At 48.0% G+C, this 26,531-nt stretch carries 17 protein-coding genes; 5 read left to right on the forward strand and 12 right to left on the reverse strand.

Annotated features, from left to right (window positions below; all coding sequences use genetic code 11):
* Positions 1 to 23: 23 nt before the first annotated feature.
* The 7 genes from NV381_RS26430 to NV381_RS26460 all read right to left on the reverse strand — a co-directional run bounded on the left by NV381_RS26430 (position 24) and on the right by NV381_RS26460 (position 11,136).
* Positions 24 to 1,268 (reverse strand): Ger(x)C family spore germination protein, encoded by a 1,245-nt coding sequence (locus tag NV381_RS26430; protein ID WP_258216301.1) that lies wholly within the window; start codon positions 1,266 to 1,268, stop codon positions 24 to 26.
* A complete protein-coding gene (locus NV381_RS26435; protein ID WP_258216302.1) occupies positions 1,237 to 2,358 on the reverse strand; it encodes a GerAB/ArcD/ProY family transporter in 1,122 nt (373 codons plus the stop codon). Before NV381_RS26435 ends, NV381_RS26430 begins: the two co-directional genes overlap by 32 nt.
* On the reverse strand, positions 2,306 to 4,015 hold the full coding sequence (locus NV381_RS26440; RefSeq protein ID WP_258216303.1) for a spore germination protein: 1,710 nt from the start codon (positions 4,013 to 4,015) through the stop codon (positions 2,306 to 2,308). The genes NV381_RS26435 and NV381_RS26440 overlap by 53 nt, the downstream gene beginning before the upstream one ends.
* Before the next feature lie 1,112 nt (positions 4,016 to 5,127).
* Positions 5,128 to 6,159 carry an alpha/beta hydrolase family protein gene (locus NV381_RS26445; protein WP_419182304.1) on the reverse strand — a complete coding sequence of 344 codons (1,032 nt, stop codon included), beginning with the start codon at positions 6,157 to 6,159 and terminating at the stop codon, positions 5,128 to 5,130.
* A gap of 29 nt (positions 6,160 to 6,188) precedes the next feature.
* Positions 6,189 to 7,310, reverse strand: a complete 1,122-nt coding sequence (locus tag NV381_RS26450; protein WP_258216305.1) for a glycoside hydrolase family 88/105 protein — start codon at positions 7,308 to 7,310, stop codon at positions 6,189 to 6,191.
* Positions 7,311 to 7,515: 205 nt separating this feature from the next.
* Positions 7,516 to 9,651 (reverse strand): methyl-accepting chemotaxis protein, encoded by a 2,136-nt coding sequence (locus tag NV381_RS26455; protein ID WP_258216306.1) that lies wholly within the window; start codon positions 9,649 to 9,651, stop codon positions 7,516 to 7,518.
* A gap of 81 nt (positions 9,652 to 9,732) precedes the next feature.
* A complete protein-coding gene (locus NV381_RS26460; protein ID WP_258216307.1) occupies positions 9,733 to 11,136 on the reverse strand; it encodes an 8-oxoguanine deaminase in 1,404 nt (467 codons plus the stop codon).
* Positions 11,137 to 11,611: 475 nt separating this feature from the next.
* On the opposite strand from NV381_RS26460, the gene NV381_RS26465 reads away from it, so the two are divergent.
* The gene (locus tag NV381_RS26465) at positions 11,612 to 12,493 is read left to right on the forward strand and encodes a serine/threonine protein kinase (RefSeq protein WP_258216308.1); all 882 of its coding nucleotides are present in this window, start codon (positions 11,612 to 11,614) and stop codon (positions 12,491 to 12,493) included.
* Here the strand turns inward: NV381_RS26465 and NV381_RS26470 are convergent.
* Complete coding sequence (locus NV381_RS26470) at positions 12,490 to 12,672, reverse strand: hypothetical protein (protein WP_258216309.1); 183 nt, start codon at positions 12,670 to 12,672, stop codon at positions 12,490 to 12,492. The genes NV381_RS26465 and NV381_RS26470 overlap by 4 nt on opposite strands.
* A gap of 280 nt (positions 12,673 to 12,952) precedes the next feature.
* On the opposite strand from NV381_RS26470, the gene NV381_RS26475 reads away from it, so the two are divergent.
* From NV381_RS26475 to NV381_RS26485, 3 genes are all read left to right on the forward strand, one after another.
* Positions 12,953 to 13,750: a metallophosphoesterase family protein gene (locus tag NV381_RS26475; protein WP_258216310.1), complete on the forward strand. Its 798-nt coding sequence runs from the start codon at positions 12,953 to 12,955 to the stop codon at positions 13,748 to 13,750.
* A gap of 287 nt (positions 13,751 to 14,037) precedes the next feature.
* Entirely contained in the window at positions 14,038 to 16,632 is a 2,595-nt protein-coding gene (locus tag NV381_RS26480; protein ID WP_258216311.1) for an ATP-binding protein, read from the forward strand.
* On the forward strand, positions 16,619 to 17,338 hold the full coding sequence (locus NV381_RS26485; RefSeq protein ID WP_258216312.1) for a response regulator transcription factor: 720 nt from the start codon (positions 16,619 to 16,621) through the stop codon (positions 17,336 to 17,338). Before NV381_RS26480 ends, NV381_RS26485 begins: the two co-directional genes overlap by 14 nt.
* 34 nt (positions 17,339 to 17,372) lie before the next feature.
* Here NV381_RS26485 and NV381_RS26490 read toward each other — a convergent pair whose 3' ends face one another.
* The 3 genes from NV381_RS26490 to NV381_RS26500 form a co-directional block, all read right to left on the reverse strand.
* Positions 17,373 to 18,536 carry a YncE family protein gene (locus tag NV381_RS26490; protein ID WP_258216313.1) on the reverse strand — a complete coding sequence of 388 codons (1,164 nt, stop codon included), beginning with the start codon at positions 18,534 to 18,536 and terminating at the stop codon, positions 17,373 to 17,375.
* A 104-nt stretch (positions 18,537 to 18,640) separates the two neighbouring features.
* Positions 18,641 to 20,125, reverse strand: a complete 1,485-nt coding sequence (locus NV381_RS26495; RefSeq protein WP_258216314.1) for an S-layer homology domain-containing protein — start codon at positions 20,123 to 20,125, stop codon at positions 18,641 to 18,643.
* A gap of 271 nt (positions 20,126 to 20,396) precedes the next feature.
* Positions 20,397 to 21,329 (reverse strand): phosphotransferase, encoded by a 933-nt coding sequence (locus tag NV381_RS26500; RefSeq protein WP_258216315.1) that lies wholly within the window; start codon positions 21,327 to 21,329, stop codon positions 20,397 to 20,399.
* Positions 21,330 to 21,575: 246 nt separating this feature from the next.
* On the opposite strand from NV381_RS26500, the gene NV381_RS26505 reads away from it, so the two are divergent.
* Positions 21,576 to 21,860: a hypothetical protein gene (locus tag NV381_RS26505; protein WP_258216316.1), complete on the forward strand. Its 285-nt coding sequence runs from the start codon at positions 21,576 to 21,578 to the stop codon at positions 21,858 to 21,860.
* 190 nt (positions 21,861 to 22,050) lie between these two features.
* Here the strand turns inward: NV381_RS26505 and NV381_RS26510 are convergent, their stop codons facing one another.
* Positions 22,051 to 26,517, reverse strand: a complete 4,467-nt coding sequence (locus NV381_RS26510; protein WP_258216317.1) for an AAA family ATPase — start codon at positions 26,515 to 26,517, stop codon at positions 22,051 to 22,053.
* Positions 26,518 to 26,531: the final 14 nt, after the last annotated feature.

Below are 26,531 nucleotides of genomic sequence, written 5' to 3' on the forward strand. Positions count from 1 at the left end.
TCAACACGGGATTTCCTTGTAAATTAAGTCGCTTTCATCCCGATACGTCTTATATTAATATCCGCTTTAATCTCAACGGAAAGCTCCGCATACGTTTCCTGCCACTTGGCCTTGGTTTTAATTTCGCGGTTCCAATATTGCGGATGCTTCGCTCTGAATTGCTCCCCGTAGCCGAATATATCCGCACCCTTGTCCTGTGTCTTTTTAACTAACGCTTGATAAGATTTAACAATATCCTTTTGCAACTGGCTCTCAATCTGCTTAATAACCTCATGTTTTAGGGTGACCGACTCGTTGGACTTCTCCAATATATTTCCCTCTATATGAACATACACTGTGATGTGCGGTTTTCCGTTTCTAATTTCGGTTTTGAATGAGGTTTTGCGGTTTCGCCCCCCGAACAAGACATACTCCGATGTCCCCGGCACATTGACAAAACCTTGCCCTCCCGCGACATTAACCCCGGTAAGCCCCATAAACAAGGTGATTTCCAGCGTGTTAGTCAAACCGACCATTTTATCATTTTTGAAATAGGCTATGCCGCCGAGTTCTACAGTCTCTTGACCTTTCAACACCAAATAGGGAAGATAACCCTCCCTTCCTTTAGCAGAAGTAGCGCTCCAGAACACACCCAGAAAGTCGTTTGGAAACCTGCCCATTTTGACCGACTGCTCCATCGTATTCATTAGATATAATGTCGGCACCCGTTCGAGCTGCGGCGATGCCTTCATCACATCAAATGCTTTTCCTTGGCATATAAACATCCAGTTCGCTCTGCGAACTTCCGCGTTGCGTCGAAAGAAATCATTCAGATTTTCTATCCCTTTTTGTGCGAATACTTCGGAAACTACTATAACCCGCAAATGACCGAAAAATAGCGGAGCTGAGACCCTTTGCTGCAGGTTGTTAACAGCATCGTCAAGCGTATGTCCCTCACTGTCCACGACCCATACTGTACTCTGGCCCCCACCGCCACCTCCTCCCGCACCTCCACCCCCACCTCCGGGCCCTAATGGAATCCGTCCGGGGACAGCAATTTGTACGGTGATGCGAAGCAGCCCTGTCTTCGGCGGCGGAAGCGTCCCGTGCATGCGGAAGAATTCTTTCTCCTCAACCTCTGCTCCCCGATCCGACACATCAACACCGATTCCTAATATGACGGCACGATCCTCGATTTCCAGACGGTCCCAGCAGCCGGAGAGCAGCGGAAAAGTAAGACAAAGAAGAAGTAACAGTTTAACTCGTCTGCTCCAATCCTTGTCCCCCACCCGTATCCCCCCTTTTCTTACGAATCATAGCCAACAGCAGAAGCAACAACGGATAGCCGATCGTAAGCAATAAGCCCCAACGCCCTACAATGGCTATGATTTTATACATGTGCAAAACATTTTCCGGAAACATTGCGGCAGCAAACAGAACCGGTAAAATGAACATGGAAAACAGCTTATGATCCCGCAGCTTAAAAAGCTTGCTTAGCGCATGGATGGTAAAGTAATAGCTGGAGAATAAGGTGGTGAATACAGCTATTACCCACACAGCAAGAAAAGCTGCATCGAGTCTTTCCAGAACATTACCCGGCAGGCTTGTCGTCTTCGCGAGTTCCAATGTAGGCCACAGCAGCTTCTTGGTCTCTTCTGAACCAAACACACCAACTGCTCCGACAACGATAGAAAAATACAGCCCCCCTGCAATACCTATGCCCCAGCAGCTTGCCTTCATAGCTCTGTCCGGATTCCGCATAGCTGGAATTACCATTGTATAAACAAAGGAGCCTTGGAATAAGGCAGCTATAGTCAAGATCCCCTTCAGCATACCGGAGGGCTCATTCCCCCATACGGGCAGCAAATTGACGAGCTCCGAGTTTTTCAGAGACAGCGCTACTATTAATACCGCAGGAAAAACTATAACCGGTAAATAAAAATGATGGATATAAGCAAACGTAGTCACATCCGTACGAGACGAGAGTGTAGCTAATATGAGCATAACAATTACGGTTATTTCGAGTGGTGTTTTCTTTAGAACCGAAGTAATGACAACTTCGCCGAACTCCCTGGCTGCCAGCGAAGTCAGCAGGGCAAAAAAAGCAATGATCAGCAGGCTTCCTGCTCTGGCAGGCCATTTGCCCAGGATCGTTTGGCTGTACTCGATAATCGACTGATTCGGAAACCTCATACCAAGCTTCGTAAGAAGCCACAAGCCAATGAAGGCAACGATAACGGACAGCAGCGTCACCAGAGGAGCGCCTGTATCGGCAGCACTAACTGCAAACAAGGGCAGGGGAAGCACACCTACTCCGATGATAGTGCTAATGAGTACTCCCGTTGCTTGAATCGCCGTGATCTGACGGGGATGCTCCATTCGTACTCTCCTCCTTCTGATTTCCTACCTTCAGGGGATCCAATGTGTTGATAGGCTGTTCTTTCAGCTTATCCTCCACATCACCACCAAGACGCTCATGATTGGGCGTATGCAGCATCGTCGGTCTTTTTCTCATAGTCCACAGGGGCAATCGTGCAACCGTATCCTTCATTCCATCGAAATTCCCGGGAACCACGGGACTTAAATACGGGACGCCAAACGATTTTAAAGACAGTAGGTGATTGGCAATCAGGATGAGACCTACCATCACACCGTATAACCCGAACATCCCTGCAAAAAAAACAAGTGGGAATCGCAGCAGCCTCAAAGCTAAGGCCGCATTGTATGCCGGTGTGGCAAAGGAACCGATTGTAGTTAGAGCTATGACCACAACGGTAATTGGACTAACGAAACCTGCCGATACCGCTGCTTGTCCAATAACAAGAACGCCGACAATCGAGAGGGCTCCGCCAATTTGCTGCGGCAGACGTAAAGTAGCTTCCCTCAGCACCTCCATGGAAGCTTCCATAACGAGCACTTCAAGAATGGAAGGGAACGGCACTCCGGCACGCCCTCCTGAAACAGCGACCGCAAACTCCGTTGGTATAAGCTCCGGGTTGAATGAGATGATGGCCACATACAGAGAAGGTGTAACAAGTGAGAAGCACAATGCCAGCAACCGTGATAATCGGATAAAGCTTACCATTAGAAACCGTTCGGAATAATCCTCGGTCGTCTGATAAAATTGGTTGAATACCGTTGGCACAATCAGAGCAAAGGGCGAGCCGTCCACCAAAATAATGACTCTTCCTTCCAGCATGCTGGCTATCGCCTTGTCTGTACGTTCCGTGTTCTGAACTTGAGGGAATGGCGATAGATGGTTATCCTCTATAAATTGCTCCAAGTAACCGACATCAAGCACTCCATCAATGTCAATGATAGAAAGCCTTCTCTCCACTTCCTCCACCAACGCATCGTTGACAATTCCCTTCAAGTAACAAATCGCTGTTTTCGACTTCGTAACACGGCCGATTTTCATCATTTTCACTCGAAAATCGGTTGTCGGCAGCCTGTAGCGCAGCAAGGAAATATTCGTTCCCAATTGCTCGATAAAACCCTCACGTGGTCCACGAATAACCTGCTCGGTTTGGGGTTGATCGATCGACCGTTTGTCCACCTTTGTCGTCTCGACAATAATGGCTTCACCCAAACCATCTATTAAAACGACCGTACCGCCACGCAGCAGCGACTCCATAATCATGGACAGTCTGCATTCCGATGAGCCTTTGCTGTGATAGAGCGCGTCTTTCAACAGAACATCCATTAATTGCTGCTGGGGGATGATCGTGCCGGCTAACTGCTCAGGCTTATACATAAGCGGCCTTAATATATCCGTGTTCACAACATCGCTGTCCGTCATATTGGAAAAGTTAATCAATGCTGCATCGAATTGTCCGAATATATGGAAATGGCGCAGCATAAAATCATCATTTTCGCCCAATAACCCGGAAATAATAGCAACCGCATCCTCCAGACTTTCTGGGAGGCGCTCATCTTCATGATTATTCAAATATTGATCCGGTACTTCCGCCGCTTGGGAACGCCGCTGCTGCTGCTTATTGTTCGAACGCCGTCGAAGCCACTCTAAGATGGTCATTAAAAGGCACCCCGCTGATAGGATTGCTTGTTCCTTTATCGTGTGTTTCATACTCTTTCCTATTCTGGGTTATTTTATGTACAGCTCGCTGCAATGGAGGGAATTACCCCTTCCGCAATCTTCTATTCAACAAGACGGTGAACTTCCAATGCGCGGGAGCGTGGCTGGAAGGACGCGATAGGGTCGCTTGAGGTTTTTTCAACGCGCGCGAATCCCAGGCACGCTCCCGCGCATTGCATGGCGGTCGGTCGAACCCCACTGGCAAGGCGGCCGATCTGTTTATGCGGGAGCGTTATTCGATGATACATCTCTGCCGGAAGAGTAAGTTAATAAAATTAAAACGAGGCTATCCCATAAGGGTATCAGTGAATGAATCAGTCCCAAACGATGTACAAAGACGCCCCCAAAACCACCATGTAAGTGGGAATGGAAGCGTCTATTTTGTAGGGAAATTCCCCTCAGAATGGGGTTAGAAAATCCAGAAATGAGTCCGGCCGCTTCTTGGATGTTGCTATAGTGATGTTGCTTAAATGATGAGGCATGAAGCGATATTCAAAGGTTGCTTTTAATCTAGAGGAGACCAGGATTTTCGGGCGGCTGCGGAAGGAAGGAAAAGAATTAGATGGAAATCCTCACGCTAATCCAGCGTGGATATCGCCTGAAATTAATCTAACTGGAAAAACTAACTCTAATATAGCTGATATGGTCGATATCAGCCAAAACACCTAGAATTAGCATGAGAAATTCCAGCTATAAGGCTTGAAACGCTATTTTCGGAGTAACTAACTTGACATTTTCCTGCTAATTGCACGGAGTGCGCCAGACTGCCATGTAATACCGTAACCGAACCACGAACCACGAGCCATGAACTACGAACTACGAACCCCGAACTACGAACCCCGAACCCGATACCCGCGATTAGCACGCGTTGAAAAGTGACCTCATCTTATGCATCTCTGAGAATACACAAGAATATGCAAAAGAACCTTCAACAATCAAAGTGGATTGAAGGCTCTTTTGCTACCATCTATTCAGGATAAAATGGTGGAGGGGTTGTCTCAAAATGACTTTTGGGACAGCCCCGTCCAACATCCTTATTACTCTTGCTTCAGTTACTTCATGAGCTGCTTCTCCAGCCACGGGAACGAATGCTTGCCATACACCTCATGGCCCCCGGGAAACAGGTCGGAGTCCAATGAATCCGGGACTCCGGCCGCTTGGTACACAGCCTTCAGCCGGACTAACGCCTTCTCCGTCCCGTGGAGCGGGAAGATCTTATCCTCCCGGCCCGCTTCAATAAACAGCGGCCGCGGTGCGATAAGGCCGATCAGCTCGGGCATCTCGGCGTACCGCAGCACGTTCGGGATGTAATTATCCACACAATGACGCATGCTTAGGATGCTGTCGAGAAAGGTATTCGTATAGCAGCTAACTACCGCTGCCTGAATCCGTTGATCGAGCGCAGCCGTGAATGCAGCGACCAAGCCGCCGCCGGATAGACCGAAGATGCCGATTCGGGAGGCATCCAGCTCGCTACGGCTCGATATGTAATCGATTGCCCTCATTGTTTCCTGAATGCGTACTCCTGCAATCGTTTTACCCAGCATGAGAAGAAAAACACCAATTGGAAAGCAAGAGTTCGTGCTGCTGTTGACCACAACCTCATTCTCCAGCTTGCGGTCGCCAAAGCCGATCAGCTCAGGCACAATAACCGCTAACCCTCGCTTGACCAGGGAAAGCGCGAACATGTGGTGAACATCAGGGTCAGCATCTCCGGCTTCCCCGCCGTCAGCCAGCAGCCCGACTACAGACTTGCCGCCGTAACCATGGCCGTGACAGCCAACGACGACCGGCAGTTTGCCCTGCTTCCCCTTCGGTAGAAGCAGATAGACCGGCATACGCAACGATTCGGCCGTTGTGATCTCGATCCGCTCACGAATATGATCCTCATATTCGACACGTTCAATCTCCACCGGCTGCAAATCCACTCCTGCAGCTTCAAGTCCACCTAACGAGTCAATGAACTTCTCTGTGAGCGCTGACTTCCATTCCAGCCATTCCGAGCGACTCTCCGCTTGGAATGCCAGCTGCCGTGACTTCGCCTCATCATACAACCGCCGCAAATATTCATCAGGACTCCACATCGTTGAAATTCTCCTCCCCCGCTCCCTGCCTATTGTACGGAAGCTGTCGCTTCTAGCTCCAAGCAAGCCATGACGAATGGCGCGAAGCCCTTCGGATCATCTTTGCGGGTAGGTTCGCTGATATAGTAAGCAAAGGAGCCATCACGGTAAGGCCTATTTCCCAAACCGGCTACACTGCAGATTTTATCCAAATGATAGGTGCCATCTGATTCTTGACCCACACACTGCTCAAGCAGCCCTTTGTGACCGCGTCTTGCCGCCTGCAATGCATCCTTGCCCAAATACCCCATCCGATATCCTTTTGCCAGAGCGCAAGTAAACATCGCGGAGCCGGATGCCTCCAAGTAATTGCCTTTGCGAGTTCCTTGATTCAGCACTTGATACCACAGACCCGATTCCTCGTCCTGCACGTTCAGAATAGCTTGTACCAACCGGTAGAAAATACCGATAATTTGTCCACGCTTCGGGTGATCCAAAGGCAAGAAATCCAGCGTGTCCACAACGGCCATCACATACCAGCCTAAAGCACGGCCCCAGAAATGCGGCGAGCAGCCGTTTTCCTTATTCGCCCAACGCTCCTCTTTCGATTCATCCCAGCCATGATAGAGCAGTCCGGTTTTGGGATCACGCGACACTTTCTCCATCAATAGAATCTCATTAGCCACATCATCAAACCATTCATGCTCGTTAAACTTCTTGCCATAAGCAGCGAGCAAAGGCGAGGTCATATATACGCCATCCAGCCACATTTGGAAAGGATAAATTTTCTTATGCCATAGTCCACCTTCACTCGTGCGCGGGTGTCCTTTTATTTGGGTAACAAGCAGCTCGATCGCTTTTTTATATTTTTCTTGACCGGTTTTTTCATACAGTAAGAACAAGCCTTTACCTTGGTTAATCATATCGACGTTGTACTCATTTAAATTGTACGTATCGATGCTGCCATCCTCCTGGATGAACAGATCCATATTCATTTTAATGTAATCATAATAGCGTTCGTCACCAGTTTGAAGGTAAACCCGTTCCAAAGCCGTAATAATACAACCATTCTCATAATTCCAACATCTTCTTTTTTGAAACGGCATATCGGAAACCAGCGGATACCTCTTCATAAAAGAATCTGCCATAGCCGTAGACCAAACTTTACTCATGCCCTTACTCCTCCTTTAGCACTCCATCAGTCTTTGCAAAACTATTATTACTTTAATTGGCCTTTTCTTCAAGGTTCCAGCATATGCTTTTTTTAACTTCTTTTATGAATTAGCCTATTATTCGCCTATAAAATAGAAAAAAAGCGTTCGCTCCGACAGGAACTAACACTTTTCGACAAAAGCACTCTTCAAAAATCACCTTCCACTACTCTATCCGAAATCGCAGCAGCGAACGGAGAAGTTCCTCGGAAAGCTGGTTCAAGGATTCGGAGGAAGCCGCAACCTCCTTGGCAGAGGATGCTTGTTTGTCCAATGAGGACTTCACATTCGCAGCATAGGAGCTTGCCTTGCGGGAAATTTGAACACTGTCTTCCATAGTCGCTGTAACCTGCTCCGTGCTGGCTGATATTTGCTGGGATGCCGCCGAAACCTCCTGAATTTGTTCAGCAACCCTCTCCACCGAGGATAAAATAGCGCCGAACACAACCCCAACCTGTGACAACACTACGCTTCCTCTTTCCACTTCTTTTAATTCTATTTCAATCTTATTAATTACTCCTTTGGAGCTTGTTTGAACCATCGCAATTAACTCGGCAATCTGCTTGGTCGATTCACTCGATTCATCAGCTAGCTTCCTAACCTCGGCCGCAACCACCTGAAAGCCGCGTCCATGTTCTCCTGCACGCGCTGCTTCTATTGAAGCATTCAACGCTAACAAACGGGTCTGCTCCGATATTTCTCGAACAACACTCAGAATGCGGTCAATCTTAGTCGATAATTCATGCAGCTCCGCTATGGTAGAGGCCGTTTCGCCAACCTTGGCTTTGATCGACGACATTTGAACGATAGCCTGATCTACATCCATCGAACCTTTTCTCGCTTCTTCCGCCGCATCTCCAGCTGCCCCCGCTACAAGAGACGAGGTTTCGGCAATTCTCTGAACGCCGATATTCACCTCATTCATGGCAACCGAGGTTTCCTGGGCACTCTGTACCTGCAAGGAAGAGCCAGCCGCAACCTCCAGCATCACCCCTGAGATAATCCGGTTATTCCCCTCACTCTCCACAACACTGGATTTTAGTTGTTCGGCAGATTCATAGGCTTGCTCAGTCACCTCCCTGCTCTGTCTAACAACTTCGCGGAACGTATCCGTCAGCTTATTGAATGCAGCGGTTACCTGTGAAAATTCATCCTTCGTTTCTGTCGCAACTTCTATTGTTAAATCCCCTGCTGACAGCTGATTGGAGGCGCGAACAAGATGATGAATAGCTCGTTTCACGGATAAATAAAAAGCGGTGAACAAATAAACAACCACCACCACTACGATAATAATCAGCAGAATATCCTTCGTCTTATTAGCCTTATAGCTGTCCAACCTGTTATCAAAGATTTGCTGAAGCAGCTTCATTTGGCCAAGAAATAATTCCTGATTTGCTTTCTTGGCATTGCGGCTCAAAGAGGTCATCTCGTCTGCAGTAATTTGAATAACCCCATTGTTAAGCAGCCTGTTATTAAATGCATCTATGGCAGCCCTCGTCGAACGGTTGTTGGCTTCCAGAAGTCCATCCATTTGCTGTTTGGTCTTGGGGGTTCTCTTGCCTATCAAGTCGGCAAATCTATTCATTTTATCCAAAAGAGCTTCCAGGTCCCCTGTCAATCGAATGAGTTCTTCTTGTTCCTGGGGGTTCTTAATTTGCTGGCGGGCTACGACCTCAGTCCCCATCAACTCCATTTTTTCAAGCTTGGTCCAATAATTCGGCAATATAGTAACGACAGAATCCATTAAATAGTAGCTCTCAAATTCCGGGTCGAGAATCAGGTTCGAGGAATTTTGCACGTCTTCAATAAGAAGCAATACGATTTGCTCCAGAGCCGTATGTTGAATCTCGTAAAAGTTCTGGCTTATGGAGGTTCCGTTCGACTTAATTAATTCCCATTGCTTCTCCAGGCTCGCCCATAATACAGGGTCCAGCAGATCAGGGTTCGCTCCCTGCTTCAGCCCGTAGATAATACTATCAATCTGCTCCCCGATTCCCTTCGTGTCCTTATTGGCTGAGGGTGCAGTAGAAGTACCCATGTGCAAGCTCCATCCGTATTGCTCCAGCGCGAACATTAAATCCATTAAAGACTGATGATAGGCTAAGCCTTTTTTCTCTTTTTCTGTGAACTGAATATCTGTATTTATAGTGGAGAACATCTGAGCTGTAAGTGTAAATATGGGAATAGCGAACACACAGCCAATCAGCAGAAATTTTTGAGGATACCGCAGCTTATTCATTAATGCAACCGCAGGGGCAAACAATCGCTGCCACCCCAAGGAGGAGGTTCTCATCAGCTTCATTGTGACCACACCTTTTCTGTTGTCAAATAGCATGACATTATAGGTACTGCTCATTTTCTTACTGATAAAAGTCTTCTTCAGCTAACGATATTTGCGGTAGTCAAGCTTAGTTCGTTTGGCAGCAGCAGCTGCCATCCGGTCCGCCGCAAGCTGCGCGCGGAAGGAAACCAACTCTTCATCTATGGCTGACAAACGCCCCTTCTCCACAACTACGCGTCCCCCCACAATGGTCATATCCGCCTGATACGCGCCTACCGTTACTGGCAGCGATGCATCATCGAACAATGCTCCCGCAAAGCCGAGCTGCGACGCATCCAGCATAAAGAGATCGGCCGCCTTGCCAACCCCAAGCGACCCTATTGCGTCCTCCCAGCCAAGCACCCGCGCCGAGCCGCGTGTAGCCAGGGAAAGCGCCTCATTGGCGGTCAAGGCATCTCCATTTAATTGCTTATGCAGCAAGTAGGCCATCCGCACATCCCACAGCATATTCGAAGCATCGTTGGAAGCCGAACCGTCCACCCCAAGGCCTACCTTCACCCCCGCCTGAAGCAGCTTCCTCACAGGGATCGTGCCCGAGGACAGCTTCATATTGCTGGAAGGACAATGGGCAACACCACAGCCGCAGGCCCCCATTCTCTGAATTTCCGCATCATTAAACCAGATACCGTGCGCAAACCACACATCGTTTCCTACCCAACCGGTATCCTCCATATATTCAAGCGGCCGCATGCCCATCCTCTCCAGGCAAAATTGCTCTTCATCCATCGTCTCAGCCAAATGAGTATGCAAACGAACACCATAGCTGCGGGCCAGATCGGCAGACTCCTTCAATAACTCCCGCGTCACCGAAAAGGGCGAACACGGCGCAACACCAATCCGCAGCATGGAAAAGCGGGAAGGATCGTGGAATTTCTCAATCACACGCCGGGTATCCCTTAGAATCTCTTCTTCGCTCTGACATACTTCGTCAGGAGGGAGCCCTCCGTTCGACCGCCCCAAGCTCATCGAGCCACGAGTCGGATAAAACCGCATGCCCAGCTCAGCCGCTGCCCGGATTTCCTCATCGATTAGCTCGGTCGAAATGCCGCGGGGAAAACAGTAGAAATGATCCGAGGAAGTGGTACAGCCACTTTTCAGCAGCTCACCTAGTCCAACCATCGCGCTTAAATAAATGTCTTCAGGCTCCAGATGTCGCCAAATTTCATAAAGCGTCAACAGCCAGTCAAAAAGAGAGCAATCCTGTGCAAGAGGAAGATTACGGGTCAAGGTCTGGTACAGGTGATGGTGCGTGTTGATGAGACCGGGGTATACAATTTTGTTTCGAGCATCAATAACTCTATCTGCCGTCTCGTAGGGAAGATTCTCGCCAATCGCAACGATCTCCTGTCCGACTGCATACAAACTGCCATTCTTGATGACACGGCTTTCTCCATCCATCGTGACGATGCTTCTTGCATTTTGGATCAACAAAGAACGGTCATTCATGGGCTAGCCTCCTAAGAACTTCCACCCGGAAAGTTCATTTCGCAAGCATTCACTTATTCGTTTCCCCTGGGAAAACCAGCTTCGAAATGTTTGTTATTTCCATTTTAATCACAGGAGATGTTCGCGTAAACTATTCTAACATTAATTTTGTTTTCAATTACAAAACAAGGACTTAATCTTAGATGAATTGACAAATCCCTATCACAAAGAGAAGAAAACATGTCATAAGACTATCCATCTACACCTTATATTCGAAGAATCCACTCTCTCTTACCCCTCAATGGGCACTCACTAATAACACATTTTCCATCAATCGCCTTACTGCTATAATTAACTATAGTTCGGCATACATATTACATTTGTAAGCAAGCTTTAGAATCTATATGCTCAACTTTGCCGTTGCCGAGGAATAGAGGGAATAGAGTTAATCCAATAGTGGAGTGCACCCGCAGAGCAAAGGAGCGGTATCCGGCTCATGTCCATCCGATACATATGGAAGCAGCTATGGCGCAGTTTAAATAAAAAAACTAACGAAGCCGTCCGCCTATGGGATGACCTATGGTTCCGTGAGGGCTCGATCATTACAGGACGCTATCGAATCGAGCGCAAGCTTGGCATGGGCAGCTACGGAGTCGCCTACCTATGCCGGGATGTCCGCTCCGGACAGCGCTGCGTTATGAAACGGGTCACCCCGCTCCGAGGCGGTACACAAAGGGCACAGTTTATTTATGCCAAAGAAACCGGCATGCTGGAGCTTCTTTCCCATCCCGCCATTCCGGCACTCTACAGCAAATTCCGTTATCGCAATCATCTGTGCTTCACTATGGAATTTATGGAGGGAAAGAGCTTGGACACTCTTTTATTCCAGGAGCAATGTACCTTTACCGAGCGTGAATCCCTGCTTTTGATCCGGAGGCTTCTGCCCATTGTCGCTTATATGCACTCTGTCGGCATTCTGCACCGAGATATTAACATTGCTAACGTGGTCGTTGAGGGGGAGCGTGTTAAACTCATCGACCTAGGGCTAGCCCGCGAGCTTGCAAATGCCGAATCCGTTGTGGAAGACGTTTTAGATGTTGAAGCGGATGACCCCTCCGAAAAAATACTGCGTAGAACCATCCATGTAACCAGTGACTATTATGCTGTCGGTCATCTTCTGCTTTTTCTGCTGTACAGCACGTATGACCAGAAGGAGCAGGCACCCGCAGGTGCCGATCGGGGCTGGGAGCTTGAACTCACCCTTCACCCGGGCACAAAAAAGCTGCTCCGCCGCTTGCTATTGACGGAACAGCCCTATGTTAATGTTCAAGACATCATAATCGATGTAAATCAAATTCTTCTATACCTGAAAACTTAGCTGCTATAAGAGCTTGAAGATCGTTTCTTCTTGTAATGAGAGTTCCCATATTGATTATGCTGGTTGTATTTATTTCCATTCGATGGTCTACGATAGTCATCACTGCTGCGGTAGGGGCGATATTGGGATCCATTGCGCTTATCCAAACCAAGAAGCTTGCTTAATAATCTGCGTAACATGGCCACACCTCCTGAGAGTTTAACTCCAGCGATACCCGGCACCCCAAGTATTCGCTTAAGTTTGCTTCAATTCTTCTAATGAAACCATCTGCGATGAAGTCCCTCTTACGTCTTGCGTCTTAGCATCGGCAATTCATTTGGATCTGTTCTCTTTACGTTATAAAAGGGGGTTGGTTTCATTGGCCGATCCATCGGTTGGCTCCGGCGCCCTATCTTTTACTGTCCTTTTCAGAAAAAGCATGCTATCGTAATTTGTAAAATTCAGTTCATGAGGTGCTCTATGAAAATCGCTGTTTTCACAGACTTGCATTCGATTTCTCCCAAAGAACGCTTTACCGGTTTGCGTGAAAAAAGGAGTTTTTTTGCCGATGCATGGCCATCCTTTCAAAAGCTGAACAGCTTGCTGCATCAAGAAGCACCCGACCTAGCCATCTGCCTAGGGGATATGGTCGACTGGTACAGTGACGAAAACCGGGATTTCGCCATTGAATTATTAAACCAATTGCCATGCCGATGGCTGGCTGTACCGGGCAATCATGATTATGAATCCTTTATCGAAGGAGCGGAAGGAATCCGTTCTATCTCAGCAGTGGAAGGTTATGAAGCGGCGGTGAAAGGGTGGAAGGAGCGCGGTATCGAGCTGCACAACCGCTACATAGACCTTGGGCATACCGGACTGGTGCTGCTCGACAGCGCCCGCAGCGGAGTTCCTGACGGCACGAAGGAATGGCTCGGGGAATTAAAGAGCCGACACTCTCGGCAGCTTCTGTTCACTCACGTACCTCTCGATGTACCGGAGACAAGAGAATATATCTTATCGGTAGATTCAACTCGCAACTTAAATAAATACGTGCAAAGTCATTCCCCTTGGTTATACCAGGAAGGCCTTCAGCAAGAAATGAACCATATTTTCACTGGCCATCTTCATTTCCCCGGCGATCTCCAAGTAAGGGATACCGTCCGAATGCATATGCTGGGTATGTCTATTACTGATCTACGCCGACCTGAACGTCCAGCCTCCGCTTGTATCATAGAGCTTGAACATACTGCCATAGGGATACGCCGCATTTCATTGTAATCATGGGGCGTAATCCCTTCCCTATTTCCCGCCTCTTCTTTTCTCAGCCATGAGATTGAGATACCTCTCCCTTTACCGACTAGTTAATCCGGCAATAAACGCATACACCCAATCTCCGAGCCCGATAGCCAGGTTACTTTACCGAGCGATTGCGGCTTTTCTACGTATTCCTCCTAAAACCCCTCTCCTTATTACGCTGATTCGTGATATGTTTACTCCTTTTTATGATAAAATAATCATAAGCTTGGCGACACCCATGTAAATCTACCTTGTAGATGGAGGAACTTGTGAACAAACAATCACTGCGGTTACATTTAACCATTACTTTTGCCATTATGGCCATGATACCTATCCTTGTGCTAGGCACTATTCAAGTGCTGCAAATTCGGAATATAACCAACGATTACAACAAAACGCAAAGCCAGACGACTTATCGGCTGGCTGACGCTGTTCAAACCTATACCTACTACCATCGCAACGCAGTCGAAACTTTAGCCACAACGATCAGCGCATCGGGTCCCACCTTCCGGACGAGAGAAAGTCTGACCTCGAAGCTGCAATCGGTCAAGGACAACCTGCCGGGCTTCAGCAGCCTGTATGTGGCCGACGCGAACGGAATTGTCTCCGCCCACTACCCGGAGCAGGGAGCCACACTGAGGCAGCAGTTATTCGGCTTGAATATGAGCAATCGCGATTATTTCATTAAGGTGAAAGCGACCGAAAAGACCACTATCTCTTCTCTGTTCCGTGGGCCAGAAAGTGGTAACGAGCCAGCTATCGTCATCGCAGCTCCCCTATACTCCGATCAAAAACAATTAGCCGGTATCGCTGTAGGCGTCCTTGATTTGCAACAAATCAAGCAGCTGGTCACGAAATACGACTACGGATCAGACGCTTATCCCGTCGTATTAGATCCTACCGACCGCGCCATCTATCATCCAGACAGAGAAATTACGAGCTCATTAGTTGATTTATCCGCCGAGGCGGTTGTTCAGGATGCCCAAGCAGCCGGACAAGGGTCCGGAAAATATCATTCAAGCATTAGCAAGCAAAGCGAGCTTATTACTTATACAACAATTAAAGATCTCGGATGGACTGTATGGGTAAGCCGTTCTTACACATCGGTTAATGCCGCTTTTTCCGACTCTATGCAAACCACACTTATTCTGCTCGTGCTTACACTTGTCATAACCGTTATTGTGGGCAACCTATTAGCCAAACGGTTCAACAACACCATTCATTTATTAGTAGGCTATACTCGAAAGCTGGCTGATGGAGTTTTTGAAGAACCTCAGCGAGACATGACGCCATCCTGGGGAGTCCCTTATGAGCTCGATATGCTGGCTAATCATTTCTTTCGAATGGCCGAGCAAATTAAAGAAAATCAAAGAGCCTTAATAGAGCTTAATGCCCAGCTGGAGAACCGCGTGACAGAACGTACCCGAAGCTTGCTGCGAAAAAATCAGGAGCTGGAAATTGTTAATGTCCTGCTAACGCCAGCCATGCCCAATCAGGAAACCAATAGAATGATCGATGAAAGCATGCGGCAGCTGCGCAATCTGATTGGCGTTGAAGTCCGGCTGCGTCTCTATCCTTACCCGTCAACCGACCTGGATCAGAAGAATGCTGCAGCCGCGGTTATTCCTGTCAATTCCGGTAATTCACCACTCGGTGAGCTGGCTATTTTCAATAGCAGCGGCGCTGCTTTACCGGAGAATGACCGAAAGTTTCTGCACACCTTTTCCAATACGATTGCAGTTATTATACAAAATGACATCCTGGTTAGTCGCCTCCGGCATGAGTACGCCTCTTTAAATGCGGTATTTGAAAGCATGTCCGATGCTATTGTTCTAATAGGTATTCAGCAAAATGTCGTGTACGCCAACCGCAGGATGACCGAAATGTTCGCCATCCCGACGCAGGAATTGCTGTCCATGACCGAAGAAGGGCTGTTCGGCGAAATTGCCGCCAAGCTGTCGGGCTCCCATGAAGAATGGACCCATCTGACTTCCAAGCAGCAAATTCAAGCTACATTGAAAATCCGCGGTGATAGCGGCAAAGAACGGTTTATTCTCGTTTCCGCTTTTCAAGCGGCGGGTGATGAACGGATTTTTGGCAGAGGCTATGTATGGCGTGATATTACCAAGGAACATGAGATTGATGCGCTGAAGAACGATCTCATTTCCCTGGCATCCCACGAATTCAAAACGCCAATAACCAGTATTAGAGGTGGCGTAGAAACGCTCCTGCGTAAGGACGCCGAATGGGAGGAGAGCTTCAAGAGAGAACTGCTGGAAGGAATCCATGAGGATATTGGGCGTATCCAGAATCTGATCGATGAATGGCTCGACATCTCCAAGATTGATGCAGGCGCTATGCGGGTTAATCGTCAGCCTCTCCGTGTGGGGGCGGTAATTGATAACGCCATACACCGTTTGCCGCAGCATGCCGCTTTTGCCAATACCGAATTCGATATCCAACTAAGCAGCGACCTGCCGCTTATTTACGCCGACAAGCTTCGTATGGAGCAGGTATTGGTCAATTTATTCACTAACGCTATCCAGTATAATGATAATAAAAAGCCGTTCCTGCGAATTATGGCTGAAGCCGATGAAGCTATGGTTCATATTCTCATCGAGGACAACGGAATTGGCATTGCAGAAAATCATTTGGATCACATATTCGACCGATTTTACCGAGTGGATGTCTCAGCGAGCCGCCAAACAGGGGGAACCGGATTGGGTCTCGCGATATGCAAAGGAATAATGGAAGCACATGGAGGCCGGATTCAAGTGCGGAGCACGCCAGGGGCGGGAAGCACCTTCATCATTTCCATACCGGCATTCAGCGCTAAAGAGGGGGAAGACGATGAAAAAGCATAAAATCATGATCGTGGACGATGAACCTAAAATTTTACGATTTATTGCGGCTAATTTAAAGTCGTTAGGCCATGAAACGCTGACCTGCTCTAATGGCCCCGAGGCGCTTGAAGCGATTGACGGCTTCGATCCCGATCTGCTGCTGCTTGATATCATGATGCCCGGCATGGATGGATTTCAAGCGCTGCAGAGACTTCGCAGCTTCTCGAATGTTCCGGTTATTATATTAACCGCCCGTAGTGACTCCAGCGATAAAGTACAGGGATTAAATTTAGGTGCGGACGATTATTTAACCAAGCCTTTTTCCCTCGATGAATTGTTTGCGAGAGTAAATGCCGTGCTGCGCAGACTGGATGGCCGAACCCATATCCACACCTCGGCAGCAAGCGAAATTCGAACGGGCACCCTTACTGTCAACCTCGCCCAGAGGCGCACTTGGCTGAAGGACGCGGAAATTAAATTTACCGAAACCGAATATAACTTGTTTGTTCTGCTCATTCAGAACGCCGGTAAAGTCATGACGCATGAGCAGCTGCTAAGCGAAGTCTGGGGAAGCGAATACCGAGACGACGTAGAATATTTGCGTGTAGCCATCGCACGGATACGACAAAAAATTAAACATATCGAGAACAAGCTTGATGTAATCATCACGTACCCCGGCGTTGGTTATATGGCCCAAATGAAAGAAGAAGAAACCATCTCTCACTAATTGTGAAGGATGGTTTCTTTGTACGCAGTCCACATCAATTCGGGATAATCTCAATATCCAACGGGTAATCAGAAACAGTTATCTCCTTTGTGGAGCCTGTTGAAAGATCAACAATTGTTAACCCGTCCCAACCTGTATCGGCAAAGGTTACACCTCCCGTGAGATAGGCCCACCGGCCATCAGGGCTGCTCGCTACCATTTGATGCACACGATTTAAAGGGATAATCTGCTCAGCCATCGTCGCTACATCCAATACGGTCAGATTCGGCTTACCGGTCGCACTGCCGGCGGCGCCGTTTCCTACGATAAGGAGCTTTTTCCCATCCTGGGTTAGAGCCAAACCTTCTTGATGGGTGTTACCAGTCAATGGCTGTGTCTCATATTCTCCAGTCTTTGGATCAAGTATTACAAGCCCGCGTCCTTGGTACGGAAGCAATAGTCGTCCGTCCTCACGAACAACCGCATAGTGAGGCTTCTCGAAGCCACCCCTGCCAAACGGGGCAACATCCAGCTTGTGCGTGCTGAGAGCTGCCGGGTTCACGGCTGTTACCGAATAAGAATCATGATCTATAGTATAAACCTCATGGCCATCCTTGCTTACAACTACATCAAAAGGCCGAATTCCAACAGGTACTGAACCGACAATGACTAGCTTCTCCGTGTCCAGAATCTCAAGCTGGCTGGGCTTGCCCTTCAAGTAAACGCCTACGTATACATAACGTCCATCCGGAGAAACCGCGATACCCATACCGCCCGGACGGTACTCACCATATTGAACAGGCCCAATCTGGGATTGATAAGGGATTAAAGCGAGCCGCTTGCGCTGCTTAGTATCAACGACTGCAATCCCTTCTGCAGTAGAGATATAAGCTGTGCCGCTGCTTGCTAAAGCGATTCCGAAGGGGGATTTACCAACATCGAGCTTATCCTGCGTTCCCTTCTCCGGGTCCAAAAAGGAGATATATCCGCTTGCGGAGTTTGTTAGCAGAAGGTTAAAGGATTGCGATTTCACTGAAGCATTATTGTCCACTTTCGGCGCTTGCGCGGCTTCAACTGTCGATGAATTGGGCAGCATTGCTGCCGTCGGTCGCGGCTCTGAAGACGCCTCTGCGCCAGACTTCAATTGGCAGCCCGCCAACACTATAATTAGCCCAATTGCGGCTATTGTGCAAGTGATTTTGATTGTTTTGCACCGCATTCTTATTATTCACCTCACCATAAAAAGTATGATATGAAAAATGACAAGAGGAAAGCATCCCTGGCTTCCATGGGTCACTTTCCTCTTAATCCTTACCCTGCTTCTTATTTAGCCGTTACTGTAACAGCATTGGCTGTCGCCCATTTCCCCTGCGGAGCTACTGTGTACGTAGTGCCTGGAACCAGCTTGCCGCCATTCTGGATATCAAAGGTTCCTGTTGCCCCTTTACGGCTTGTCAGCTTGTATTGAGCCGTTAGCGGCGCTCCATTCAAAGGTGTCAGCGTAATGCTGCGCACTGCGAATAACTCGTCCTTCGGATCCTGCGCCAATGTCACATCAAGCGATGTTTCGCTCACTTGCTGCGCCGATTGAATAGCTAGCGGCCCGATTTCTTTGGCCGTGAAAGTTGGATTCGCCAATGTCGCCCAATCCGAAGTTACCGTGTACTTCACGCCCGGCTTGAAGACTTCACCGTTAGGCAGGCGGAATTTCGGAGCTTGTCTGCCGTCTGTTGCCTGTGTAAACAATACATAGCTCGCTGTCATCGTTTCTCCGCCTTCAGGTGTAATGTACACCTGCTTGTCTCTCATCGATGAAAGAATTTTATACGACTTACCGTTATTCATATTGTTATCATCGACAACGAAGGCTCCCTTGCGTGCAGCGCTGTATGCCGCGACTACATAACCGTAATCCGCCACACCGTCCTCAAGGCTGGATTCAATCTCGAACGTATCATAGGAAACCTGCTGACCTGATCTCAAAGCAAGCTTCTCCGTATTAGCTTCGAACGTTCCAGCGGCCTGACCTTTATAAGATAAGGAATACTTAGTTCCTGCCTTCTGAGGCGAAACCGGCACAATATAGGTCGCTGTTGCCCCTGATTTCAGCTGTGGAATATTAAGAACGGTAAGCCCGTTATCGAATACAAAGTTTTGTTTCGCTTTGTCTACGTCGATATCTTCTTTAGGAAGCGGAGCCGAGAAGGTCACTTGCAGCGTGATAGCATTCAAATTTTTGATGCTGGTCACTTGAACCGGAGCCAGTTGCTGCGCCGCATGCACGAGCATTGCCACTTCGCCGCGGGAAGCCAATTTGCCCGTTGCAAATGCTGTGCCCATCAATCCTTTTACTTTACTCGTATCCACTTTAAGAACTGAAGCTACAATTTCAACAAGCTGCTCATGCGTAACAGAATTATTAGGGCTAAAGCTGGTTCCTTCACCTTTCATTGCACCCGCATTAACCATAGCGGTAACGTAAGAGGCATACCAGGCACTATCCGCTACATCAGTGAAAGTATTCTTCTTTGCCTGGTTTTGATCCACATGAAGGGCTAGTGTTACAATCTTGGCCAATTCCGCCCGAGTTACATTCTGATTAGGTTTAAATTGAGTATCGCTAAATCCTGATATTACATTTTGTTTGGCCATTTCTTCAATGGCTGTTTTATAAGGTGCCGCTGCTCCATCAATATCCATAAAGTTAGCTGCCGCCGATACTTGTAACACATTAAAAGGAATAACGGAAGAAAAGCCTACTGCTGCTGTAATCGCCAATGCTGCGAATGCCTTTTTACTTTTTATCATATAAGATCTCTCCCTTGGATTCATATGGTGTTGCTTAATGAATAACTCTAAAATTAGAATACTCGTTCAAGCATTACAATCGAATAAAATACCACTCAAAAACATTAAAAAAACATAACAATCCATAAAGAATCCTTACGGCCAAGGACACTCAGATTGCAAAATGGGAAGGTAGCCATGAACAAATAGGCCACCCACTCTCTAGTTAATAGAAAATGGCTGGCTTTATTAATTCTCAAAAATAATATGGTTTTATGCTGCTTATTCAGCGTTACAAATCCTCAAAAGCCAACTTCAAGCTATCCTGGGTCGCTGCCACCAAAACATCATCTTGTTGATCATATCCGTATAATAGTAAAAGAAGCGATATATGAATCGATCGAAACCTGGCTAATTTCAAGGTGGACTCCTCTGTTTCTCCGTAAATGCTAAAGAACAAACTTCTGCCCTCCGGAGGCAGGTAGCTGTAGACGAACGAAAGATCAACAGCCGGATCGCCGGTATGCACATCCCCCCAGTCAATAACTCCTGAAATGATATGGTTCTCATCTACGAGCACGTTACGGATATGAAGGTCTCCATGCACGAGGCATTTGGGAGGGCTGCCGGTTCCGCTATTATCGCCGCCCCCATCTCTTAAAGAACTTAGAAAGCTATCCAGCACACGTCGATCCCTCGACAAGCCTAGCTCCATTGCTTTATTCATATTGCTATCCACCTGGCTTAATCTTTTGGCAAGATCCAACCTCCCCAGCAGGTCGTTCTGTACACCCAGTTCCTTCGCCTTCTCCACCGGAAAACGATGCAAGATGCTTAAAAATTGTGCAAGCGGACGCGCTGACTGCATTCGTTGATCTACTGTAGCCGCTCCCGGCGATTCGCCTTCTATAAACCGATATCCTACAAATGGCCACGAATACCTTTCCTCAGGCTTTCCGAAAAATACTGGTTCAGATACCATTAGAGGAAGTCCCAACGAGAAAAGATGCGGCAGCAGCGCACACTCAACCAGCAGCAAATCAACCGCAATAGAGCGTCGGGGAAAACGAAATACATACTGTTGATTGACTTGATAAACCGTGTTGTCAAAGCCTTCGCCGATAAGCTTGATCGTTAATGGAACAAGCTCAGGGAATTGCTTGCTGATTAATTCTAACGCTACGTCATTGGTTACAATCTGCTCCGCAGCCCAAGGCTTGGCCAATTACTTCAGCTCCATTCTTAACATATTCTCTATAATACCTCTGTTAGCCCGTTCCAAACAACGATTTAGCAGCATAAATCAACAGATAACGAAGTCTCAGAAAATTGAAGAAATAAATGGAATATTCGTCATACGAATCCATTTGGAATCGTATACATATACCGATCATCCCATTCAGATCACAACCCATTGAAGACCCCATTTTTCCCAAAATGGGAGGCCAAAATGAATAAGGTGGTGTTTTTCATGGTAATGTTACTGTTGGTGCTGGTTGTCGCAGGGATCATTGTATGGTTAGTTATCCGAAACAACGCGAAGTGGAAAACGATTGAGGCCGGTACTGCCAATGCGGTGGCAGAGATTGAGGCGAAGCACGCTTTTCTAAAGTCTAATCAAGTAAAGAGCCGCATCCGCTCCTCGGATACGATGGGTGCCGTCCAAGGATCTGGCCACGGTTCTATAAAACTCGAAGTACCCGAGAAATATGTCGATCAGGCCATCGCTTTGATCGCAAATAATTTTAAAGAATGACGGATACAAGGCGCCGTCCACAATGATGAATGCGTTTATCTAGATTGAACGGCGAAGCAAGGTGTATAGTCTCATACCTCCTATTCCACTTAAAGAGCCTCCGCAGGAAAAATCTGCAGAGGCTTTTTGCCGCGCTGATGCTATTACCTTCTCCATTCAGGCGCCAAAAGCAGCTCCATCTTTTAACCAACTATTCCAGCAGCCCTAATTCCCTTGCTCGTACAATTGCTTGCGCCCTTCTCTTCACATCGAGCTTGCCATACATATTAAACATATGATTTTTGACGGTTCCTTCCGTTAGTCCAAAGCTTTCGGCAATTTCCTTGTTGGAAAAGCCACTGGCTAGTGCTTTCAGCATCTCCATCTCCCGGTTGGTCAGAGGGTCCAGCATAGGCCGCACGGCTTTGACAGAGTTGATTTCCTGTACATTTCCCACTTCTTCTACCACATCGGGTTTTCCGCGGGAATCCTCCAACGATTGTAAATAAACCATCCGGGAGAATAACATATCCAGCACAGCCAATCTTTCCTCTGCAAAAATTCCGAACGCCAAGTTATTTTCCAAGTAGAGCACCTTCGGGAGCCGAATGCCCGGATATGGAATTGGCATGCATAGAATGGACCGCGGCTGCTGCTTGCGGATATAGGGATCTGCCGCATATAGGCTCTGAGATGCATCTGTCAATACGACCGCCTTGCCCGTGCGCACGACATAATGAACGAGAGAAGTCGCAAACATTGCTGCACTTTCCCCTACAGACTCCTCATTACTTGAAGCTTCAATATTAAAGGATTCGCCTGACAGATTTATTACGTATCCTTTCTCCGCACCCGCAGAACGCAGTGCCGACTCAAGGAAACGCTCCGTTAAGCGCTGCTTATTCCCTACACCAGGCCAACCCGCGGCTTGCCGCATAACGGTCTCATCAAGATTTCTGAAGAGCTCTGATTCACGGGTACCCTCATTAAGGTGGACAGCCTCTACAGCAGTCCCTGAGTTAGCACTCATCCACCTTTGACCCGCTCCTAACTGATATTCTTCCTTGCCCTGAGTTGCAGCTGCCGACTCACGGTACGCTGCACCCGCAACTAACGCCAATTGCTCCGAATATTCAGCTTGAAGCTGCCGAACCTTAGCGGATGCCCCCCAGCGTAAATAGGCATTGTATGCATCAACCAATAGAGCATCTGCAGTTGAAAGCATTCCAATGGCTCTATAGTAGACAACTGCCCGCTCACCCGCTATAGCTTCCATCCATAGGTTTCCTTCTTCACGCGCTGCCGTAAGCGCATGCTCGTACTTCTCCGCCGCGGCTGCTTTATTCCCATTAATTCGCTCTACCTCGGCTTCAATAAGAATATAATCGGAGGATTTCTGGCTGAACCCGCCAAACTCTCTCTTCATGGCACGCAGATGTTTGGTCATCACGGAGAGTACGCCTTTACGTTTATTCCCCGATAGCTCTATCTCCGAGTAAAGTGACGCTAGCGATAATGAATGGTAAAGCTGCTGTTTGCGTATCATCAAAGGTCCTTGATGGAAGCCGTTAAGCTTGTTGCTGCGATCTATCCATTCGAGTGCTTCCTGATAACAACCCGACAGATATGCAGCCTCGATATGGCAGACACAGTAATAGTAAGCTTGGTTTTTCTGAGTTTCGTTGGTAGGGTTGCCCTGTACCCAGTCCTCGAATTCATCGACTTCGACCTCAACTTCAACAGGTGCACCCTGCAGCTTTGACATATGCCAACGGGCGATGCGGAACACCATTAATGTAACAGCATCCAGCAGATGCCATGATACTTCATATTGTGAAATACAAGCTGATAAGCTGTGCAAATCCTCCGTATGATTGAGTATACGTAGAGACATGGCGTACCCCGTAAACATCATATCTCCTGATTCCAACCCATAACGCACGGCCTGATCCATATTCGCGATGACCTCGCCCGGAGATAGATATTGTCCAATAAGACCCATCACGAAGTGGAGTCGGCATCTAAGAACTTTACTTTCGAAAGGAGCCGCCAGCTCATAAGCAATCTCCGCCAATCGGCAGCCAGCACTATAGCGCTTAAGCCCGAAGGTCAGAAGCGTCCCATATGCACCTAACATAAAAGCGAAAGCTTCATTATTTCCTCGCTTTAACCCATAACGAACGAATCTCGAATAAAGAACTCCACTCAACTCGGCGTTATCTATAAATGCCGGTGCCGATATCGCCATGACTATATCAGAAAATGACTTATAAAGGGGGTCCGTATTAAGCGGTAGATGAGGCAATACATCACGTTTGCGGTACAGAGCCCAATGTGTTCGTGCCAGTTCCCCTGCCATGAATGATCTTGAGGGCTCTATCGGTATTTCCCAACCATATTCCTTTAGCGCCTCCAGACCAATAGCCACGGCTGCAGTGTTTCTTTTCAAATACGTATTCATCCCGATTCTAATCAAGTAAATACTTGAGCGCTCCACCAAATCCACAGAACGGTTCATCAACTGCCCCAGCAGTTCCTCCGCACGATCTGCACGACCACACATATACTCACATTCCGATAGCTCCATCATCAACTGAGTCACGAGAGTATCCTTTGCCTCGATATCACTTCCGAGAAGCTGCAGCCCTGTTTCCAGGAAATGCTTCGCTGTCGCGTATGCCGTCGTGCTCTTGGATTTCATGCCGGCCCGCAGGTTATACTCGGCTAATTGTCTCTTCTCTATTTCATTCGTTATTTCATCCAAACCTAAATTCAGATGATGCACAATATCAAAGATCAGTTCTTCTTCATCAAGAGCAGCTTGGCGGAGCATGGTTCGCCCTATTTGCAGATGCAAGCCTGCCTTCTCAGAAGCGGGTATAGTGTCATAAGCAGCCTGTTGAACACGGTCATGCAAAAAGCTGTAGCGGTAAGCGTTTTCTACCGTATGATCATCCTGGTTAAGCTCGCACCGCACTAAGCCTTGATCTACAGCTGCGCGTAAAAGTTCGATCGCTTCTTCTACCGTATGCCCGCCTATCATCGCCATTGTGCTTATGCGGAAGTTGTACCCTATAGCACCGGCTATACCAAGAAGCCGAACTGTACCCATCGGCAGCGTATGAATATGAGCTGCGATCAACCGTAGTGCATCTCCATACTCCGGCATCTCCCTGATAGCCGCTGCATCCCATGTCCATACGGCTTGTTCTGTATCGAAAAAAAGCTTTTTCTCTCGGTACAGGCCGTCCAGAGAGCGGTGCATATATAACGGATACCCGCCTGTCTTTTGATACAGGAGATCCGCCAGTTGCCGGGTACGCTCCGTATCCTCGTGAAGTACGACCGACACAAAACGAACGACCTCCACATAGGGCAGAGGATTGATCCTAAGATGCCGCATAACTGGATGCGTATCCACTTCCCGCAAAGAAAGCGAGCTTCGAATCGCTGCCACCGCAGCCGTATGATCAAACCCACCTTCACCCCATATGGGCTCTTGTTCGATCTGGTATGCGCCTAGTATCAACAAGCCATACAAGGAAGCATCCTGTAAAAGCACTCTTAATACCTCTACCGTAGCTGCGTCAGCCCATTGAAGATCATCCAGAAATATAACAAGCGGATATTCTTTTTCAGCGAATGTTTGAATGAAGGCAGGAAACAGCTGGCGGAAACGCGCGGTCGCCTCGGCTGGTGGAAGCTGGTCTACAGCCGGAACCTCTCCTAGTAACGCCGATGCCTCAGGTATAAGCTCAGCAATAACACCTAGATTGGTACCCAATGCATCGTTTAATCGATTCGTCCATTGGGCAACCCGTTCAGGTGTCTCTCTTAGCATTTGCCGGGCTAGCTCACGACACGCTTGAAGAACTGGCGCGAACGGGGTCTCCCGATTCATGAAATCGCATTTTCCTTCGATAAAGTGACCGCCCTCTCGAAAAACCGCCGTCTGAAGCTCACGGATCAACGCGGTTTTACCGCTGCCCTCCCGGCCCGTAACGAACACGAATGCAGAAGCTCCTGCTCGAGCCAGCTCATAAGCGTCCCGCAGCTGTGCTTGTTCTGCAGTACGTCCCAACAGATTCCCTGGAAGCCGAAACCTTCCAACCTCATCTACCAAACCGATCTCAAAGCGAATAATCCCCCCTGAATTTCCATTTAGGGAGGCGCATTTCCTTAAGTCGGCCAGCAAACCATAAGCACTTTGATATCGGTCTTCTGGCGCTTTCGCCAGCAGCTTCATGACGATATCAGATATAGAGCCGGTTACCTCGGGCCGCAGCCGATCTAGAGGTATCGGAGGCATCGCCAGATGGGCATGCACCCACTCCTCCGCATTCTGTGCCCGAAAGGGCATGCGCCCAGTAAGCATTTCATAGAATATGACACCAAGTGCGTATAAATCACTGCGCTTATCTGGTGTAAGATTCATTCTCCCTGTTTGCTCAGGAGACAAATAGGCGTAGTTTAGCTTACGCCCATCGACAAGAATAGCTTGATAAGCATCTGTATGTCGTATCTGAATTCCAGCTGGATTCAAGTCGCGAATGACTGTTTCCTTCTTATGCAGCCCATAAACCAGCTCAACCATCGCGATCGCTATATATATAAATGAGGAAATCTCAATAGTTCCATCCAATAATTCTCTAAGCTCAATGTCATCCTTCTGCCGCATTGATGCTGCTCCTC

The organism is Paenibacillus radicis (ex Xue et al. 2023) (assembly GCF_024722015.1).
Taxonomy (GTDB): Bacteria; Bacillota; Bacilli; order Paenibacillales; family NBRC-103111; genus Paenibacillus_S.